The 18,911-nt window shown below is 35.5% G+C and carries 17 protein-coding genes and 1 tRNA gene; 3 read left to right on the top strand and 15 right to left on the bottom strand.

Features of this window, described 5'->3' with window-relative positions:
* Positions 1–4 precede the first annotated feature (4 nt).
* From ACMAYL_RS07310 to ACMAYL_RS07380, 15 genes are all read right to left on the bottom strand, one after another.
* Entirely contained in the window at positions 5–1,816 is a 1,812-nt protein-coding gene (locus tag ACMAYL_RS07310; protein ID WP_392990730.1) for a DEAD/DEAH box helicase, read from the bottom strand.
* A gap of 170 nt (positions 1,817–1,986) precedes the next feature.
* Positions 1,987–2,679, bottom strand: coding sequence for a hypothetical protein (locus tag ACMAYL_RS07315; RefSeq protein WP_103218879.1), 693 nt, complete (start codon positions 2,677–2,679; stop codon positions 1,987–1,989).
* A gap of 74 nt (positions 2,680–2,753) precedes the next feature.
* Positions 2,754–3,143: a hypothetical protein gene (locus tag ACMAYL_RS07320; RefSeq protein WP_412470931.1), complete on the bottom strand. Its 390-nt coding sequence runs from the start codon at positions 3,141–3,143 to the stop codon at positions 2,754–2,756.
* Between the two features lie 167 nt (positions 3,144–3,310).
* On the bottom strand, positions 3,311–3,700 hold the full coding sequence (locus ACMAYL_RS07325; RefSeq protein ID WP_103218877.1) for a hypothetical protein: 390 nt from the start codon (positions 3,698–3,700) through the stop codon (positions 3,311–3,313).
* Between the two features lie 127 nt (positions 3,701–3,827).
* The gene (locus tag ACMAYL_RS07330; protein ID WP_412470932.1) at positions 3,828–4,667 is read right to left on the bottom strand and encodes a hypothetical protein; all 840 of its coding nucleotides are present in this window, start codon (positions 4,665–4,667) and stop codon (positions 3,828–3,830) included.
* On the bottom strand, positions 4,609–5,328 hold the full coding sequence (locus ACMAYL_RS07335) for a LysM peptidoglycan-binding domain-containing protein (protein WP_103218875.1): 720 nt from the start codon (positions 5,326–5,328) through the stop codon (positions 4,609–4,611). Before ACMAYL_RS07335 ends, ACMAYL_RS07330 begins: the two co-directional genes overlap by 59 nt.
* A gap of 48 nt (positions 5,329–5,376) precedes the next feature.
* Complete coding sequence (locus ACMAYL_RS07340) at positions 5,377–6,426, bottom strand: hypothetical protein (protein ID WP_412463015.1); 1,050 nt, start codon at positions 6,424–6,426, stop codon at positions 5,377–5,379.
* Positions 6,427–7,044: 618 nt separating this feature from the next.
* Positions 7,045–7,128, bottom strand: a tRNA-Leu gene (locus ACMAYL_RS07345).
* A gap of 83 nt (positions 7,129–7,211) precedes the next feature.
* On the bottom strand, positions 7,212–9,263 hold the full coding sequence (locus ACMAYL_RS07350; RefSeq protein WP_412470933.1) for a hypothetical protein: 2,052 nt from the start codon (positions 9,261–9,263) through the stop codon (positions 7,212–7,214).
* Positions 9,264–10,094 carry a hypothetical protein gene (locus ACMAYL_RS07355; protein WP_146037904.1) on the bottom strand — a complete coding sequence of 277 codons (831 nt, stop codon included), beginning with the start codon at positions 10,092–10,094 and terminating at the stop codon, positions 9,264–9,266. It abuts the gene before it with no gap.
* Positions 10,095–10,202: 108 nt separating this feature from the next.
* Positions 10,203–11,075 carry an ABC transporter permease gene (locus tag ACMAYL_RS07360; protein WP_103218871.1) on the bottom strand — a complete coding sequence of 291 codons (873 nt, stop codon included), beginning with the start codon at positions 11,073–11,075 and terminating at the stop codon, positions 10,203–10,205.
* Positions 11,076–11,083: 8 nt separating this feature from the next.
* A complete protein-coding gene (locus ACMAYL_RS07365) occupies positions 11,084–12,025 on the bottom strand; it encodes an ABC transporter permease (RefSeq protein ID WP_103218870.1) in 942 nt (313 codons plus the stop codon).
* 115 nt (positions 12,026–12,140) lie between these two features.
* Complete coding sequence (locus tag ACMAYL_RS07370) at positions 12,141–13,904, bottom strand: ABC transporter substrate-binding protein (RefSeq protein ID WP_103218869.1); 1,764 nt, start codon at positions 13,902–13,904, stop codon at positions 12,141–12,143.
* 106 nt (positions 13,905–14,010) lie between these two features.
* The gene (locus ACMAYL_RS07375) at positions 14,011–14,721 is read right to left on the bottom strand and encodes a hypothetical protein (protein ID WP_103218868.1); all 711 of its coding nucleotides are present in this window, start codon (positions 14,719–14,721) and stop codon (positions 14,011–14,013) included.
* On the bottom strand, positions 14,640–16,505 hold the full coding sequence (locus tag ACMAYL_RS07380; RefSeq protein WP_103218867.1) for a tetratricopeptide repeat protein: 1,866 nt from the start codon (positions 16,503–16,505) through the stop codon (positions 14,640–14,642). Before ACMAYL_RS07380 ends, ACMAYL_RS07375 begins: the two co-directional genes overlap by 82 nt.
* A gap of 491 nt (positions 16,506–16,996) precedes the next feature.
* Between ACMAYL_RS07380 and ACMAYL_RS07385 the strand changes: the two genes are divergently transcribed.
* Genes ACMAYL_RS07385 through ACMAYL_RS07395 form a run of 3 tightly spaced genes read left to right on the top strand, consistent with a single transcriptional unit; the run spans position 16,997 to position 18,894 of the window.
* On the top strand, positions 16,997–17,386 hold the full coding sequence (locus ACMAYL_RS07385; protein WP_103218866.1) for a polyhydroxyalkanoate synthesis regulator DNA-binding domain-containing protein: 390 nt from the start codon (positions 16,997–16,999) through the stop codon (positions 17,384–17,386).
* A 45-nt stretch (positions 17,387–17,431) separates the two neighbouring features.
* Positions 17,432–18,082, top strand: a complete 651-nt coding sequence (locus tag ACMAYL_RS07390; protein ID WP_103218865.1) for an outer membrane beta-barrel protein — start codon at positions 17,432–17,434, stop codon at positions 18,080–18,082.
* Entirely contained in the window at positions 18,082–18,894 is an 813-nt protein-coding gene (locus ACMAYL_RS07395; RefSeq protein WP_103218864.1) for an ArsA-related P-loop ATPase, read from the top strand. The genes ACMAYL_RS07390 and ACMAYL_RS07395 overlap by 1 nt, the downstream gene beginning before the upstream one ends.
* The last annotated feature ends 17 nt before the right edge of the window (positions 18,895–18,911 follow it).

Raw genomic sequence — 18,911 nt, forward strand, 5'->3', positions numbered from 1 at the left:
TTAATTAGATTTGGCTACGAGAGTTTCCTCTATTTCCGTTTGAGCGCCCAGTGCTGCTACGACGGTTTCCAAAACCACCACGGCCACCTCTTTCAGAGCGTCCACCACGATCTCCACCGCGTCCGCCACGGTCACCGCCACGGCTAAAACGACCACCGCGATCACCACTGCGTCCACCATCACGAGAACGTTCTTTAGTTGCTTCAAATCTTAGTTTCTTGTTACCGATGAATACTTGTTCTTCACCGTTGATTAGAAGCTTTCCACTTTCAATTGGAATATCAATGAAAGAGAACTTATCTTTAAGCTGAACGTTACGGATCTTTCTTTGATCAATTTTAAGCTCTCCTGCAATTGCATCTAAGAAAGAAGCAATTTGAGCACCGTCATCACGTCCGTAGTTTACGAAACAACGAATATTACCACGGTTATCTGCTCTAACTTCACCACGTGCACCACGCTCACCTCTTTCACCTCTTTGCTTAGGCTCCATATCGATGATTGGATTCATTTCAAAACGCTTCAGATTGTCAGCAAATAGTGACATATACATTGCTCTAAGAACTTGCTCTTTTTCAAGATGATCAAAGTTCTCAGCAAAGATGCTAAAGCTATCGTCTAAAGAATCATCTCCCTCAAGTTCTTCAAAAATCTCCTCAAAGTGGTTTAGCTTACGGCGAACCATAGCTCCTTTAAGAGTATCAACTGAAGGAATTCTTTCTCTTTCAATTTTAGCTTTTGTTAGTCTTTCTAGTGCAGAAATCTTTCTAATTTCACTTGGTGAAACGACAGAAAGAGCTAGACCTTTTTGACCCGCGCGTCCTGTACGACCAATACGGTGTACATAAGACTCTAGATCTTGCGGAAGTCCATAGTTGAATACGTGAGTTAGGTGATCAACATCAATCCCACGAGCTGCAACGTCTGTACATACAAGAAGCTTTACTTTCTTATCTTTAAACTTTCTCATCGTTACATCACGATGTTTCTGATCCATATCTCCGTGAAGAGAATCCGCAAGGTAACCTCTAAGGTTTAGTTCATCACAAAGAGAGCTTGCTTCAAGCTTTGTCTTTGTAAAGATGATCCCGTAGTAATCCTCAACAGCATCAAGAAGACGACAAACTGCTTCTCTCATATTTTGATCACGTACAAGGTAGAACTTTTGCGTAATATTATCATTCGAAAGAGTTTTCTTTTGAACTCTAACAATTTCTGGTTCATCAAGATAATTCTTAATTAAATCAAGAATTGCAGGTGGCATTGTTGCTGAGAACATCCACGTTTTCTTATTTTCAGCTTGAGCAAGAATTTCCTTAACATCATCAAGGAATCCCATGTCTAGCATCTCATCAGCTTCATCAAGTACTGCATACTTAACTTTTTCAAGCTTTAGAACACCACGATTAATTAGATCAAGAACACGTCCTGGCGTACCAACAACAATTTGCGGCTTAATTTTCTTTAGGTTTCTGATTTGGTTATCAATTGCAGTACCACCGTAAACCGACATCGTCTTTACAGTTTCAAATGTTGAAAACTTTTTAATTTCATCGTTGATTTGGTTAGCAAGCTCTCTTGTAGGTGAAAGAATAATTGCTTGAATATTCTTTTCACTTCCATCAATACGATGAAGAAGTGGAAGAGAGAAAGCAGCAGTCTTACCTGTCCCAGTTTGGGCCTGACCAACAAAGTCAGTGTCTTTTTCAATTAATAATGGAATAGCTTGAGACTGGATATCTGTTGCCGATTCGAACCCTCTATCTTCGAGTGCACGAAGCAGCGATTCCTTAAGTGGAATTTCGTTAAAATTCAATTTTGACTCCTTAAACGCAAGCCTAGAATGCAGGCCACGGATGTTTGCTCGATCTTGAGCTGAAATAATGACTAGTGACCGTCATTTATAAATAGGCGTATTTTCTTAATTTCCGGGACTCTAACACGCTAGACGCTGTGTTTCAAGGGCCATGGAAATAATACAATTGTTCAATTTTTAATTGTATTGAACTCATCTCTCAAATTTTTGGCCATGTTACTAAAAAATGTTGAAACCGTGATGGATTTATTAAGTAACCAATGGTCAGTGCTACACGTAAATGTGTACGTATAACGTGTCCTGCCTCCAGCGGCCGGCATTATGTAATAAACCCCACCAGATGTTTGCATCACACTGTTATTACTAAGGGGAGACGAGATATAACTCTTTGAAAGCTTGTCATCCATCATCTCCATCGTAATTTTAAAGCCATCCATATAGCGATAAACACGTATCAAATCATTATATGTATAAAGGCCACGATTATAGGATCTACGCTTAACGACAAAGCGCTTGATTTCATTCTTATCGAGTTTTTTTATTTTGAGATCATTTACAATGACAGACTCAATTAATGAGTCACTAGAAAATGGACATTTTTTAAATTTATTAGAGAGAGTGCGTTTATCACTAAGTTCATTATTACAACGTTTATCAAAGGCCAAGACTGTGTCTAAGACAGTATTTACAGGTAGAGCTAGAACATCACTAATGGTTCCTTGATAGAAACGAATTCCATCTTTCTTTCCCGAAATCATAGCGACATCGAATTCTTTCGATTTTACACGATGATCAATATCAAATTTTTTAATATTGATGGCATATGCTGAAACCGCAAAAAATATAAGAATAAGAGTCTTCATGCCTTTTATTTACCATCATTTGAAAATTTGGGCAAAGACTAAGAGGACTTTCTATAAAAGATCAAAAATTCTAATTACTCTCTATTATCTTTATGGTCTTCATAAAAACGATCGATTACCTCTTGCCTCTCATCAGTACTTAGTTCCAAAAGAATATTCAATGTTTCTAAGACTTCTTTCTCCTCTTGTGAGGAGCTATCTTTGTAATCAAGACGATCTTCAAGTTTACCTATAACATGCTGTAATGCCGTCTCTTCTACTAAAATTTGTCTCTTTAAAAGCAGATTATTAAGGCTCTTTTGCTTTTTAAGAATAACAATATCTAGTGCCGAGCTCTCCTGCTCTTGATGATAGATCTCATTTTTAATTGTATTTAGCCTTTCCTCTAGCTCACTATCAACATTACCTGCAAAAGTACTAGCAGATAGAAGTAGGGCCGATAGAATAACCAATAGTGTTTTCATGATATTTTCCTTAAATTTAATTTTGAATTAATTCAAGTTAACATCAACAAACTGTATTTTTGATTACGATTGAAAGCATTACAAGCGGTGTATGAAATATACACATGAAATATTTAGATCTTAAGGCCCATTCCCAAGAGAAGGAGCCCTAAGTCATTGATTTTATATTATAGATCGCGAAAGACTTCGTCCTCTATGAATTCATTTGTTTCAAAGTTCTTAAACCAAAGCCTAGCTGAGACTGTTTTTATAATCTCACCAGTTTTCACGTCCTCGATCCCAATAGCAAGATGTGCAATATCATCTGCTATATCGTAACACTCTTCTTTTGTCGTATTCTCAATAATGCGCTTTTCAGTCCACTCTTGAAATACTCTACTCATTTTTATTCTAATTGGTAGATTTTCACCAAAATTTCCCTGAACCATACAAGCAGTACTTAACGGAACTGGCATTGGCTCTGTTGATGAATCAGCGTCAGTTTGATCATTGGCAAAAATACTAAGACTCGCTAGAAGTGCAAATAGACAAAGACTTCCTTTTAACATTTTAGGCATAAATTCCCCCTCTCATAGAATTCAAATATTTCGATATGGGCAAACCTATCAATAACGAGGAGCCTCGACAAACCTACTTCATACAAATTGAGAAAGATTAAGAAAAACTTAACCGCAGTTAACTGTCTTAGAAGTCTGTCATTGGTGAAATGGGGAAAATAATTTCAGACATTTCTGAATACCTAGAGCTACCGCCCCAGTAATCAAGATATTTGTAGCGAAAATAATAACGGCCATCACGCGAACTATGCCAACAAAACTCTGATCGATCGGCCCAAATCTCACGTACCATTTTCTTCTTATCAATATCACGATAAATTTCTATAAAGTACTTCTTTGCAGTTGAGTAACTAGGAAGATCCACTTTGTAACAATTTCTTTTTGAAACAAATTTCATCACATAACTACTCATACTTTTTGGATTACTATTTTCTGGCGCAGTAAGAGAAAAACTTCTTTCACCAAATGATATCAATTGCCCATTTTCGATTTGAGAAACCTTAATTTTATAGATTCCGACAGTGTTTTGTTTAAAGACAAATTGTGAGTTCACAGTCTCTTCTTTTAACACCCTTTGGTTCTCTCTATTAAGAATTTCGATTACATATTTCACGGAGGCACTTGCTTTCTTCGTTGTGCTCCAAGTGAAAGTTTCACTAATTAAATCTTTTTGTTGCTTTCGCTCTCCAGTAGTAATTTCAATTTTTTGAACTTCCAATATCTTCGGAATTATTACTGGCTCAACTTCTTCAACTTTTACTTTCTTTGCTACAACTGGCTCAGAGGGTGGAGGTGATATACTTTGAACTGTTGTAACGATAACAGATTGTTTTGATTCTATTTCTTTATTTTGAAATATAAAGATCGTAAGAGCAATGAAAGCTCCAACGATCATTATGATAGAACTTCTATTGCTTAATAATTTTTTCAGAACTGATCTCTCTTCTTTTTGGATTTGAAAAATCATACTTCGCTCTTACTGCACGATATTCTTTCTTAACCGTTGCATAATCTTTGTAATATAAAGTGAAGCCTGGAAAAATTAAATCGTAATCATCAATGATCTCTTTATTATTATCCCAAATATTAATCCAGAATCGACTATTACCTTCGTAAACTCCTTGAGAAATTTTCCCAAGGGTATCATCCTTTTTTATAAGGTATGGCTCACCTTCTGGTCTTACATAATTTAAATTTTCAGGAATTCGAGGAACCTTAATTGTTTGCCCAACATACATATCTACTGATCCATTTAAATCCCTAATTTCTTTCCATTTACGAATATCTTTATAAAGATAAAATGCAACTTTCATGGCGGTATCAAACTCTTGAACTTCATATAGGTCATAACTCAGATCAGACGAAGCAGGAGTTCTTGATCCCTTCATTGAAATTTCTTTTTCAATAAGATTACTTTTAGGAATATCTTCATAGATTGTATCAGAGCGAAGAAGTTTAGTTTTTTCACTAACAGTACCTAGATTAAAAACTAGATCATCCTGAGTAAGGACAAGAGTATCATCCTCAATAGACGAATCCTCTTCAGAAACAAATTTGTAAACATCAATTGAACAAGATTGAAAAATAAGATTAATAAATAAAATTGAAATAAGATTGATTTTTTTCACATACACCTCAATACATATTGTCGGTATCAGTAAAAAAAAGTTTAAATTTTATAAAATATAACCAAAACCGAGACCAACCCTTAAAGTTGTAATATTAGAGGGCCCACTCATCCAATGATACTTAATCAAACTATGGGCGAAAAAGTTATTCCCGACGTTTTTAAACAGGTAAAAAAGAATCTTACTACCTGTAAAGCTTTGAGTATTTTCAGCATTTACTAAACTAGAGCTCCTCTCAGATGCTATAGACTGGGAATAACTCAATTTTGCAAAGAGCTTTTGACCAAATAAATTTACAGAGCGAGAAGCTCCTAACGTAGCATATAGGACTTGATTAGTATCAAAGCTTACAAGGTCATTCTTTTTCAGGTTTTCAAGATTGAATGTATTAAATTCTTCGTAATCAAGACCAGCATATAATGAAATAGCAGGTGAATTTAAACGATATGAAAAATAAAGATTTCCTCCAATCTCAGGATCTACATTTATCTTATCATTAGTATAATCATCTATTTCGGCCGTTGTTAGATATGAATAATAAATACTACCTGAAATATTAAAAGGTCTATCCTTTGGATAATAAGATGTACTAAGCCCTAAAGATACAGGTGAGTTCTGTAGAAAGCTCACATCAGCGTAAGCAGGATTATCTTGAGCAAACTTACCATATGAGGCCATATAGAACACAGAAGAGCGAAACGTTCTCTCGCCTAATTGCTCTTTAATCCTTTTCATGCTGTTTTGATCAATCCTCCCTGCTTTATTTAACTGGCGTTGATAAACAGAGAATTTATTATAATCCAATAACTCAACTGAAATATATAATTGCAGAACACTATCTTTTTTAAGCTTCGAAAAATCCACTTCATTAGCTTTCATCGTGCGCTGAACCATTGGGTGCTTTGCACTTACAACAGCATCATCAAGAATAAACCTTTTATAAATCTCAGAGAGTCTCTCACCACTAAAGTTTATTCGATAAGGAAACTTGATAAAATCGACTTTCTTATTTTTAAGTACTTCTTGAAAATCTATTGGCTCTGCACTGACAAAGTTGATGTAAAAGAATGCTAGTAATATGACTTTAATAATTTTCACTTTAATCCAATCGCTACGACAAAATATATTTAATTATAGCAAATGATTGATTTGAAGCAACCGCCTGCAAAAAATATGATTATCAAAGCAAGTAATACGACCAATCCATCTTACGAAGTTGAGAGCAAGATAAAAATAAATTTGAGTTAAAGTTAAAAAAAGGCAAAAAAAAAGACCGCGAAAGCGATCTACCACCGCCTGCGGGAAAAGATGCCCAAAGGCATGTTTTCGTGCAGAGTGGAACCTAGGATCGTAGAAAAGAGTAATACGACCAATCCATCTTACGAAGTTGGGGGATTTAAAGTGAGTTAACAAGTTTGCATGGGACCCTCTTTCGCTCCCATCGTGGTCGCTCATCAGGGTTGCACGGCTTCAATTAGCCTATTGCTAATTGCCGCCTGCAAAAAAGGCAAAAAAAAAGACCGCGAAAGCGATCTACCACCGCCTGCGGGAAAAGATGCCCAAAGGCATGTTTTCGTGCAGAGTGGAACCTAGGATCGTAGAAAAGAGTAATACGACCAATCCATCTTACGAAGTTGAGAGCAAGATAAAAATAAATTTGAGTTAAAGTTGAAAAAAGGCAAAAAAAAAGACCGCGAAAGCGATCTACCAAAAAGATGGTGCCCAGAAGAGGACTTGAACCTCCACGCCAAAGGCACTAGATCCTAAGTCTAGCGTGTCTACCAATTTCACCATCTGGGCACAATTAAAAATTTTTCAAAAATTTCATTGGTAAGGCGTGAGAATATTTATAAGGGACTTCACTCAATATGGCAAGAAAAAAATTACGCTGCTGATTTATTTTTATTATTAAGCTTTCTCTCTAAGTCTTTAATTTTATTTGAAAGGATTTTGTTTTCCTGATTTATTTTATGATTATCTTTTTTAAGAGAAGAAATTTCTGTTTCCATCTTAGATTTAAGCTTATTTTGTTTATCCATTAGCTTTTCAAGATGGGCTATTTTCTTATTATTTGCACCACCAGCTGCAGCAGCTTTCTTAGCTTTCTCTAATGTTTGAATCTGAGACTGAGCAAACTTAAGTCTTTGCTTGTACATCTTGATCTCAATATTTGCATCTTTAAGTTTTGTCTCAAGATCTTCACCTGTACCAGAAGTATTAGAAGTGTCGCCTTTAAACTTGGCTAACTCTTTTTCTAAGTCTTCTACTTTTAAGATTTCTTCTTTAAGCTTTTGTTGTGCCAGACTAAGCTCTTGCTTATCTTCTGCGGCCGATAGGTTAGCTGCATCAACTTTCTGGCTCATGACCTCTATCGAGTCACCTTTTATTTCTAACTCTTTTGAAAGCTGTTTAACTTTCTCTTCAAGATCCTGAATTGCTCTTTGCTCACCCATTGCTCCAAGAGGAGATTGACCATCTTCTTCAACTAGCACGTCTTGAACTTCTAGAGCAGGAGTTTGCTTTGCCTTTTCTAACTCGGCTTGCATCTTATCGAATAAGTGGCTCATACGAGCAACTTTCTCTTTCATTGCATAGTATTCAGACTCTCTAATAAATTGCTCTACAGACTTTCCAGTCTTCTCTAATACTTCTTCAGCAATATTACCTTCAACACCGTCTTTTACAGTTTCAAAGTCTTCTTTAGGAACGTTATATGTTTCTTCAACATATCCTTGTACTGAATTTAAGTAATCATTATAAGTTTCAAGCTCTCTTTCATTTAAGATCTTATTTTTAACTTCTTCTTTTAAAGCATCGTTATCAATTGGCCAATTCTCTGCCTTAACAAGATCTTTTAAAGTTTGTCTATCAACCTTATTAAAAAAGTTCTCATTGAACTCTTCTCTACTTTGTTCATTAAAGCTGTTAGTCACAGTCAGTCTAATGGCTTCCTTTAGGCTCTCAGCTTTTTCCTTATTTAATACAGACTTTTTAATAAATTCAATTTCATCATCAACTAAGACCTTAAGCATTTCTTTATCTGGATATGCCTCTAGGTTATCTAGAAAGTCATCTTGAGAGACTTCTCTCTTTGAGAGAAAATCAACTATTCTCTTTAACTCTTTTAATGATGCCTTTTTTATAATTGGATCGTGATAATTGCTATGATCGACAATTCTCTCACTTGAATCTTTTACGAGCTCTTCACTAGAATTAGCTCTTGAAGAGTTTACTTCATAGTCGAAACGAGCAATATACGATTTCTTTTTTTGAAGCGAGAACCTTAGATCCATCTTCCCTTTTTTTCGATTAATTCTCAAACAAAGATAAGAGAAGTCACTAGAAATGAATCGATAAATTTCATTAATCAATTCATCATCAACAAAGATAGATGAAATCTTCATATTTATAAGAAGCTCTTCATCGCTAAAAAGCATCTCTAATTCAACAGGAGCGCATTGTCTCTTGAGAACAATAGCATTTAAAATTCCCTGTAAGCCAACAGAAAGTTTTTCAATATCAAATGAATTCTCATGGGCCTTGAGGTTTGCAAGGTCACAATAATAACCGACACTAAAACGAGAGAGAATTTTATATTGCTTAACTTTAGTAAACTGTGGGAATGTGCGATTTTTAGGGGTTTGTAGAACGCCGAAGTAGTTTTCAATTTCATTTAGAATAAATGAATTCTCAGTATAGACGGCGTCAGGAGTAAGACTTACCACACCAGATTTTATCTCTTCACTGATATAGACAACTCTTCCCATTGGGTTCGAATTCTTATAGCTAATATCATTAACTATTATATTTCTCTTATCTGAAAGCTCTTCAATACTTTCAACTTGAGTAAAATTTAAGTCTTCACACATTAGCTCACTCAGCTTCTCAAAAAGCTCTTGATCGATAAATGTATAAACCTCAATTCTATTACTCACCTACGCGCTCCTCCCAATATCTTCTTGAGAGAAGATTTCATTGAAGTAGCGATAGTCTTTTACATTATCTAAGATTGATTTAAAAATGACTTCAATATCATTGGAGTCAAATTCTAGCTCTAAGGCGAACACCTGATCATGAACTTTATGCCATAGCTCACTAATATCATCATCTAAGTTATAATCGAGTTCAAAAAAGTCTCGACTTAGGCTCTTAAGATACTCAACATTACCGTATGACTCCTCTAAGCTTGCTAACTTATCCACAACATTTGTTCCATTACGGCAAACATAAGAGAAATAAGTCATTAGAATGGTATTGAAAACTTCTTTTAAAAAGTTGAAATCAAGATACCCCGAAATCAGGGCCAAATATACAACAGATGAAGAAATGACTTGTGCCTTTTTAAATGTAATAGCACTAGTTTTAATAAACTCCTCTTCAAGGTTAATATTGTCATGATTAAACTCGTAGAAAGTTTCATGACAAATAAAAACGAAGTCTAGTGTCGAAGACTTTTTCTCACCTTTTAAAATACGATAAAAGTCCACCAGAATAAGATTTCGATAACGAAGCTTCACTTCCTCTAATTGGGCCTTTTGAAGATCCATAAAGTGATCGACGACTTTTGAAACGCGCTCTTCATCAATGATTATTTTTTGAAAGAATTGATCATTTTGTTGCGAAAGTTTTTCAACTAACTCGAGATTAGCAAACTCTCCAGCACGGCCTATAAGAAGGCGCCTGCCACTTGGTCGTGACCAATACAACTCTCCTTTGAGTAGAGGATTGTTTTGAATTTGCTGGAAACTTAAGTTTATCTCTCTCATAATCCCGTAAGCTAATAAAATTAGGGCCTAACAATAGGCCCTCTTAACAATATTTATCGGAATGTTGAGTAAATAAATTAAGCTATTTTTTAATAGTCGAGCGTTTTCCTACGCTTTCCCTTTAAGCTTAGGATCTAGAGAGTCACGAAGAGCATCTCCAAGTAGATTTAATGCTAGAACTAGAACAAACATAGCTAGTGTAGCTGCAGAAAGTTGCCACCAAACACCACGTGCAAGTTCAAGTTTTGAGTCATCAATCATTGTTCCCCAAGAAGGCTGACCTTGTACTCCAAGACCTAAATAAGAAAGGATTACCTCAGATTTAATTGCCTGTTGGAATCTTAGTGAGAATTGAATGATAACAATGTGGAAGATATTTGGAAGAATATGCTTAAACATTCTTCTCATATTTCCTGCACCCAGAGCAGCTGCTGCCTGAACATACTCTCTTTCCTTGTGGCGTAGAACTTCACCACGAACAAGACGACATAGACCAACCCAAGAAGTTACCCCAAGAGCTAAGAATAGTGATGATGTCCCTTTTCCAAGTACCATCGTTACTGCAAAAAGAAGCATGATATAAGGAATTGAAGCTAGTGAAGTATAAAACCAAACAATGATTTCATCAACTTTACCACCAAAGTATCCGGCCATAAGCCCCAGAGTCACACCAATTACAGTTGAGATCATAGCTGTTGAGAAACCAATCCCAATCGCCATTTCTGCACCTTTAAGAGTTTTATATACTACAGAGCGACCAAAGATATCTGTTCCAAATAGTGCATCTGCACTTGGAGGCATATACGATGCTCCAATCTCTTTTGACCATTCACCTGCAATAACACCAAAGAATGTAAGTGCTGCAAGTATTACATATAATCCAATAACAACCATACTAAAGACTGCAGCTTTATCATTTTTAAGCTCCGTCCAAGCATGTCCCCATAGTGATTTTGATTCGCTTGATAAATTTGCTGACATGACAACTCCTACTTTAGCCTTACTCTTGGATCAACGATTGTATATAGAATATCTGTAATTACCGTAAAGATAATGTAGGCCATTGCCGAAAGAATCGTCATCGCCTTAATAACTGGGAAGTCATTATCAAATACAGCTTTTACAGTTAATCCACCTAGCCCTGGAATTGAGAAGAAACTCTCAAGTAATAGAGCACCTAAAATAAGGAAAGGGATTTGGATAACTACATATGTAATAATTGGAATTAAAGAGTTCTTTAATACGTGCTTTAGAAGAACAACTTTTTCACTTAGACCTTTCGCACGTGCAGTACGTACATAGTCTTGATAAATATCATCTAGAATAACTGTTCTAAAGTAACGAAGATCCGGACCAAGGTTTAAAACAACCATGATGATAACCGGAAGTATTACGTAAGGAATAAAGTATGGGAAACCATGCTCATAACCAGAAATTTCAAACCACCCTAACTCATAAGCAAAAAACTTCTGGAAGAAGAGGATATAAGCAAGAGATGGAATACTCATTAAACATACACAGATAATAACAAGTGTACGGTCAATTAGCTTTCCTCTAAAAAATGCTACGATGATCGCAAGTAAAATAGAGAAAACTGTCGAAATTAAAAACGCTGGAAAAGTTAGCGTTAGTGATGGTACTGCACCTTCTTTAATCATATCGATAATACTTTGCTTTGTTGCCCAAGAGCGACCAAAGTCAAAAGTAAAAGCTGACTTTACAATACCGATATATTGCTCAAGTAACGGACGATCAAGACCAAGCTCATGTCTAACTTCTGCAATTTGCTTTGCTGAAGCGTGCTTCCCAAGCAGTAACTGAGCAGGATCATATCCCGATAAGTTAAAGATAGCGAAAATAATTAAACAAACACCCAAAATAATTGGGATCGTATAAAGTAGTCTTCTTAAAATATATGACCAAGTATTCACAAAAACAGCTCCTTAGCTCGAACTTAACTAGCGTATCGCTTATTTAAAAAAGCAACCATTAAGATTGCTTCATTAAATAAGCGCTGAAGTAAACTCCAGCGCTAACATTTATCAATTATAATTTTGATTGCATGTCTTTTTTAATTTTTAAATCAACATCTAAGTACTGATCTTGACCAGCTTCAAAGTCTGTTGAAATGTAATTCTTTAACCAGCTGTGCTTAATTAAGTATGACTGACGGTGAACACCATATAGCCATGGAACTTCTTCAGCTGCCATTTTGTTAAGAGTTTCATAGATAGCAGTTCTCTCTGGAGAATCTTGCATAACTGAAGCCTTAGCAAATAGTTTGTTGAATTCAGCATTATCATAACCAGATCCGTTAGCACCTGGAGATTTATTTGGTCCATAAAGTAGTTGTAGGAAGTTTTCTGCATCTGGGTAATCTGCACCCCATGCGATTCCGTAAAGCATTACCTGACGAGCAGTAATTTTCTTTTGTAGCTCTGGCCAAGAGTTTTGAACAACTTTGATATTTACACCAATTTCTGCCATTTGCTTTTTGAAAAGCTCACCAATCTGTCTTGAAGTTGAAGTACTTGGACAGTCATAAGTAATTTCTGGAAGACCTTTACCTTCAGGGTAACCAGCTTTTGCTAGAAGTGCTTTTGCTTTTTCTAGGTCACGGTTACGGTAAGGGTTTACATAATCTGGCATGTAACCAGCAATCCCCGGAGGAACAACTGATTGTGCTGGAAGAGCTGTATCATTATAGAAAAGCTTATTAAACTCTTTTACATCGTAAGCAAGTGCAAGCGCTCTTCTTAGATCAACGTTATTGAATAGTTTAAGGTCGTGATTAAAAGCAGTATAAGTAACATCTAGTGATGGTGATACTGATAGATCAATACCTTTCTTAGCAAATTCTTCTCCAAGACCTTTACCTGGAGTAACAGCTGATTCAAAGTTATCTTTTGGGATACCAATATAATCAACACGTCCTTTAAGGAAGTTTAGCCATCTTGGTTGATCTTCTTTAATGATGTTTACTTCAATCTTTTCTACGAAAGGAACTGGCTTACCAGCATATGCAAGCATGTGTTTGAATTCATCACTTGCTTCAGATGGGAAAAGCTTCTTTCTGAAGTTAGGGTTTCTATCGTAAGTAAACTTCTTTGAAGATTGGCTAAACTCTTTCAGCATGAAAGGACCTGTACCAACTGGGTGGTTTAGGAATTCTTTCCCATAGTGATCAACAACTTCTTTTGCAACTACAAATGTAAATGGCATTGCAAGAGAGTATAGGAATTGTGGGAATTGCTTCTTAAGTTTGAACTGAAGAGTGTACTTGTCTAGAGTCTTTAGCCCCTCAACAACTTCTGTATAATCAACAGAATCTTTCTTAGAGTTCTTCTCACGCCACTCATCAAGACCAACAATCTTATCTTGAAGTAGCCACCAACCTAGACCTTGTAGTTTTGGGTCTGCAAGTCTCTTGATTGAATATACAAAGTCTTCTGCAACAAGCTCACGCCCTTTACCATCTTTGAAGGCAGCGTTGTCTTGAAATAAAACACCTTGTCTAATTTTAAAAGTATAAGTTAGACCATCTTCTGAAACTTCAGGAAGAGCTTCTGCAAGATTTGGTACAAGTGTGTATGGTCTCTTTAAGTAGTGGTACTCTAATAGACCTTCGTAAACACGACCAACTTCATTTGAAGAATACTTGTCGTTTGCATAAATTGGATCCATTCCCTTCACTTCTGAAGTAACGGCCAGGTGTAGAACTTTTTCACTAAGATCCACTTTTTTTGTACATGAAACTGTTAAAGCTAATAGCCCCATGATTAAAAATGAAACAAGATTCCTTGATTTCATAAACCATCCTTTGTTCAAAAAATTATTGCATAGAATAATACTAGAGTAATTTATACAAGAGATAAGATAAATTTACTAGAATTTATTAGGAAGCGTTGTTGCGCTGCTAGATAGATCCGCAGCTATCAACGATAAGGTCCAAGGCGAGGACTCTTTGCTTTTTATTTGTTTTTTTAGAGTTGTGAATTCCCTCTAAACGAATAAATTTATATTCGTTTTCTTGTAACTGAGAGAATGATGCGTTGAATTCATAATTGCCAATCATTGGCGTCTTATATTCAACAGTCCCATCACTGTAATGTTTAATATCACCTTCAAGACACCCTTTGTCACAATAATTGCTATCGATATTCTTTATCTCACTAAAGAAAAGTCGGTTTCTTAAGAGAAAGTCATTTAATATTTTAAGTGATGAATAACGCTTTGCCTTTACTAACTCTGTAGAAATTTTCTTATAGAGAGTTCCTGAAATATCAGCTGCTAACTCTTCACTTGCATCGAGTGGAAGAATTAAGGTTTCTTGTCCTTTGAATGGAACATCAATGGCAAGGCTAAATGTTTCTTTATTTAAAATGGCATTATAAGTGAAGCGCTCTTGATTCTTGCCAAACTTCAAACGGCCACGGCCTTTAAATTCTTGGCAAATACCACTCGTTAAAAGCTTATGGGCCTCAACTTTATTCGTTGAAGCTCCAGCCTTATCTGATAAATCTTTTGGATTTGTTGTACAAGATATTAACGTGAAGCCGGCAAACGCACAGAGTCCAGCTTTTCGATATAATTTAGAATTTCTTCGCGTTCGTTTACTTTCGTACAATTTTTAAGTGCCTCGACATAATATTGACGAGCCTTTTCTGGCTTCTTCAAAGAAGTATATATGAGCCCTAAGTGCTTTGCAATGACCACATCGTCACTTACTAAAGCAAAGGCTTTTTTAATTTCGCGGTAAGCTTTCTGATATTCTCCAGTTTTGTAATAGTACCAACCTAAAGAATCACGGATATATCCATCTTGAGGGTTAAGCTGAACAGCTCTCTTAATATAAGCATAGGCTTTATCCATATGAACACCTTGCTCCAGGTATGTATAACCTAAGAAGTTCAGAGCATGTGAGTTATTTGGATCACGCTTTAAGATATCTAACATAATCTTTTCGGCTTTTGTGAATGCCTTATCTTTTTCATATAAAGATGCAAGATAATAAGCATGTCCATCTGTATAGCTATCGTGCTCAATATGAGATTCCATTAAAGCGATAGCTCGGCTTAGATCTTTTCGATTTTCATAGTAACCTGCAAGAATTACTTCTAATTCAAAACGTAACTCTTTTGATGCTTTTGAACGTTCTTTTACAAATTCAACAAGACGCTTTTCTTGCGCAGGATCTTTTTGTGCATATGTATTCAAAATATTTGCGATCTGAATATTTGACTCATGAAAGAGTGAGCTATCTTCTTTAATTCTTGAAAAATATGTTACCGCAAGATCACCTTCGTTAGACTGCTGATAAAGACTTGCTAGGTAATAAAGAACTTTATCTGAATCTGGGATAACAGTTAGAATCTCTTTAAAGATTCCTTTTGCATCCTCAATCTTATTAGTCTCTGTATAAATAACTCCCAATCTAACCTTTAAATTTAAATTCTCAGGATCTAGAGCTAGTAACTTCTCTAAGTAAGGAACAACTTCTTTATACTCACCATCTGTAAAAAGTAGATTTACGTATTTTCCAAGTGCAGTGTAATTATTTGGATCGTATTTCAAAAACTTCTGATAAAGAACCTTTGCAGACTTAAAATCACCTTGTTGTTCGTAAATCATTCCAAGCAGAATAGTACTTTGCTGATTAGTTGGATCAAGCTTTAAAGAATTATTAAAATACTTTTTGGCCTTCTTATAATCAGATTTTTCAAAGTGGATTTTGCCAGTATGAAAGGCATAAATACTGCGATTTTCGCGATCTTTTTGTGAGCAATAACTTAGCGTTCCAACAGCTTTCTTGAATTTCTTTTCATCCACATAAGCTTTTGAAAGATAAATACAAGCTTCACTTAAAATTGGTCTCGTTTTATAGACTAGTTCACGATATAGCTTGATTGACTGCTTTGATTTTCCCAATGCACCATATACGCCAGCAAGTAAGAGTCTTGCCTTAATCTTAATATCTTTGTCCGCATGTTTAATAAGGTACTTTAGCTCCCTTTTTCCATCTTCTAACTGACTCGACTTAATAAGTTCAACCGCATATTTTTTTCTTAGATAAATATCTTTAGGTTTTAAATCAACAACGTGTTTTAAGATAAGTGATGCCGAAACAGAATCACCACTCAAAGAAGCGTCTGCAGCTTTTAAGAAAAGGTCACTTGCGACATAATTTACCGTAGCGTCGCCCTTCGTTTTTGCTTCTTCTACAATCTCGCTAAGAGACTGATCAACAAACTCTTGCGCTCGCTTCGCCTTCTCAAAATCAGAAATGGTATTTGAAAGCTGTGAATCTTCATTGATATTAGACTCATCTTCAACATTATTGGTCGTTGCACAACCAATGAGTGTTACTAGCGCTATCGTGTAGAGTGAATTTTGAATGAAATTTTTAAACATCTAATATCCTTGGCCTTACTGCCTCAGTCTCTCATCGACCTAAATAGATATTTCTTAAAGAAAATTAATCCTTAATTTCGTAGGGGCAACATTAGGTAGAACTTAAGTATCAATGACTTGCATTAGTTCGACCTAATGCACGATAAATAGCTGAAATCATGGCAAATAAATGGATTCTCTTTGAATTTAGATAAAATTAAGAAGCCTATCCCTTGACAGTTACTGTCATTGACTGTTACTTCTCTGATGCAAATTTCAAAACGCTTAGCAATAGACACAGCGGGAATCAATAAAATATATGAACACCAACCTGTCTTTTGTTCAAAGTTGAACTTATAAGTAATTAATTTTACTGAACATAGCTTAACGGTGAAATTTATACAAAAAGCTTAACTATTACAAAGCGTCGTGTTAATTATTAACTCGTTTTAGCTCAAGAGAATTCTAAAATTAAACTTGAGATATATTCGTAAACCAATAGGGGTAGTAGAATGAATGATGTAAGAATTATTAAAAGGTACCAAAACAGAAAACTTTATGACACACACCAAAGTTGCTATGTAACACTTGAAGAGATCGCTCAAATCATCAGAGAAGGTCACGAGATTCAAGTAATCGATAACAAAACTAAAAATGACATCACTTACATGACTCAAATCCAACTTCTTTTTGATCAAGAGAAAAAGTCAACTAAGCCAGGTGACGTTGAACTTCTTAAGAGAGTTATCCGTGGTGAAGAAGGTACTTTCACTGGATATATTAGAGGTCTAGAAGGTATTGAAGCTCCAGTTGTTGAAGAAGCACCAGCTCAAACTTTCAACTCTTTCAACAGCGCAGCAAACCTAAACTCTTCTGTTGAAACTACGACTACTTTAAACTAATATAAGGCAGTTATTACTGCATATATATTTAGTTTAGAGGGTGAAATGATTTTTCAAATTTCAAAATCTATATTAAGGCCTGCAGTTATTCTAGCAGGCCTTTTTATTTTTGGTGTTCAAACACAAGCACAAACAGTTAAGCAATTGACTTCTTCTAAGTCAGCAAAGAAGAATTCAGATGCGGCAGCAGCGGCAGCTCTTCTTAGTGGCCAAGAGCTTCACATTCACTCAGTTGGGATCGGAATTGGTCAAACACTTCTAATGAGTGATCTTAAAGATAACGGTGAAGATAAAATTACGGCTGAATTATTTTATAATTACAAGGCTTCTTACTCGTTTGATTTTTACGCCAACCTACATTATTCAAAACATGAATATGAGAATACTTATTCGAAGACTGCAGGACTTCTTTTTGGAGCGAAAGGAAAGCTATTTCATTATGATGCATTCCAACCATTCCTTGCAGCAGGTCTTGGTTTCTTTAGGCCACAAATAAAGACTGATTCGTATAAGTCAGATGCAAAGACAGTATTTGGTTATCAACTAGGTGCAGGTGCAGACTTTGATTTAAATAGAAAAATCACAGTTGGTGCTATGGCCACATTCAACGATCCGTTTGATGTAGATCAAGAGAATCGCTCAGATGTTGAGGGATACTACTTTAAAGTTCTACTTACGGTATTCTACAAATTCTAATGAAGTTTAAAGACTTATATATCGTCACGGGAAAAGGAGGCGTTGGAAAAAGCCTCACTTCCGTGGCGCTTACTAAGTCGATTTCTGAACTTAATCATAATAAGAATGTATATTATTTCTCATTTGAACAAAATGAGGACAAAGAGCTAATCAAATCACTTAATATCAAAACTGTTGAGCTAACTCACTTAAGCTCAGTTCAAGAATATATTGCTCGTAAACTAAATTCAAAAACAATTGCCAAGTGGATTGTTTCAACTTCATTCTTTAAGGCCTTATTTGATATGGTCCCAAGTTTTGGTCAACTGATCTTCCTTGGACACATTATTGACCTTGCAAAAGAAGAAGAAAATATTGTGATTGTTGATGCTCCAGCATCTGGTCACCTACTTTCAACAATACACTCTCCAAAGGTCTTTAAAGATATTTTTAAAATAGGACCGATTGCAAACGATATCGATAAGATGCATAACTTCTTAACGAATAAAGAACACACTCAATGCGTTGTTGTTAGTATTCCGACAGAGCTAGCTGTTGAAGAAGGTATTGAATTAAGAACTGAACTTACTAATGAGTATAGTATTTCAACAATCGAAATCCTCAATTGTGATTTAACTCTGAACAAATTCCCAGAAGATGACACGCCTGACTTTATAAAGGTAAAGATTGAGAATCAAAGACACTTACAAGATAAGTTTCAGGTAAAATATGATCTCCACTTTCCTCAGATCATTGCACAGACGCAAGAGCAACAGGTTGAGGAATTAAGTGATATGATCATTGAAAAGATGGATATCTTTAAAACAAAATAAAAAGTAGGCTGTGACGA

Source organism: Halobacteriovorax sp. RT-2-4 (assembly GCF_047085445.1).
Classification (GTDB): Bacteria; Bdellovibrionota; Bacteriovoracia; order Bacteriovoracales; family Bacteriovoracaceae; genus Halobacteriovorax_A.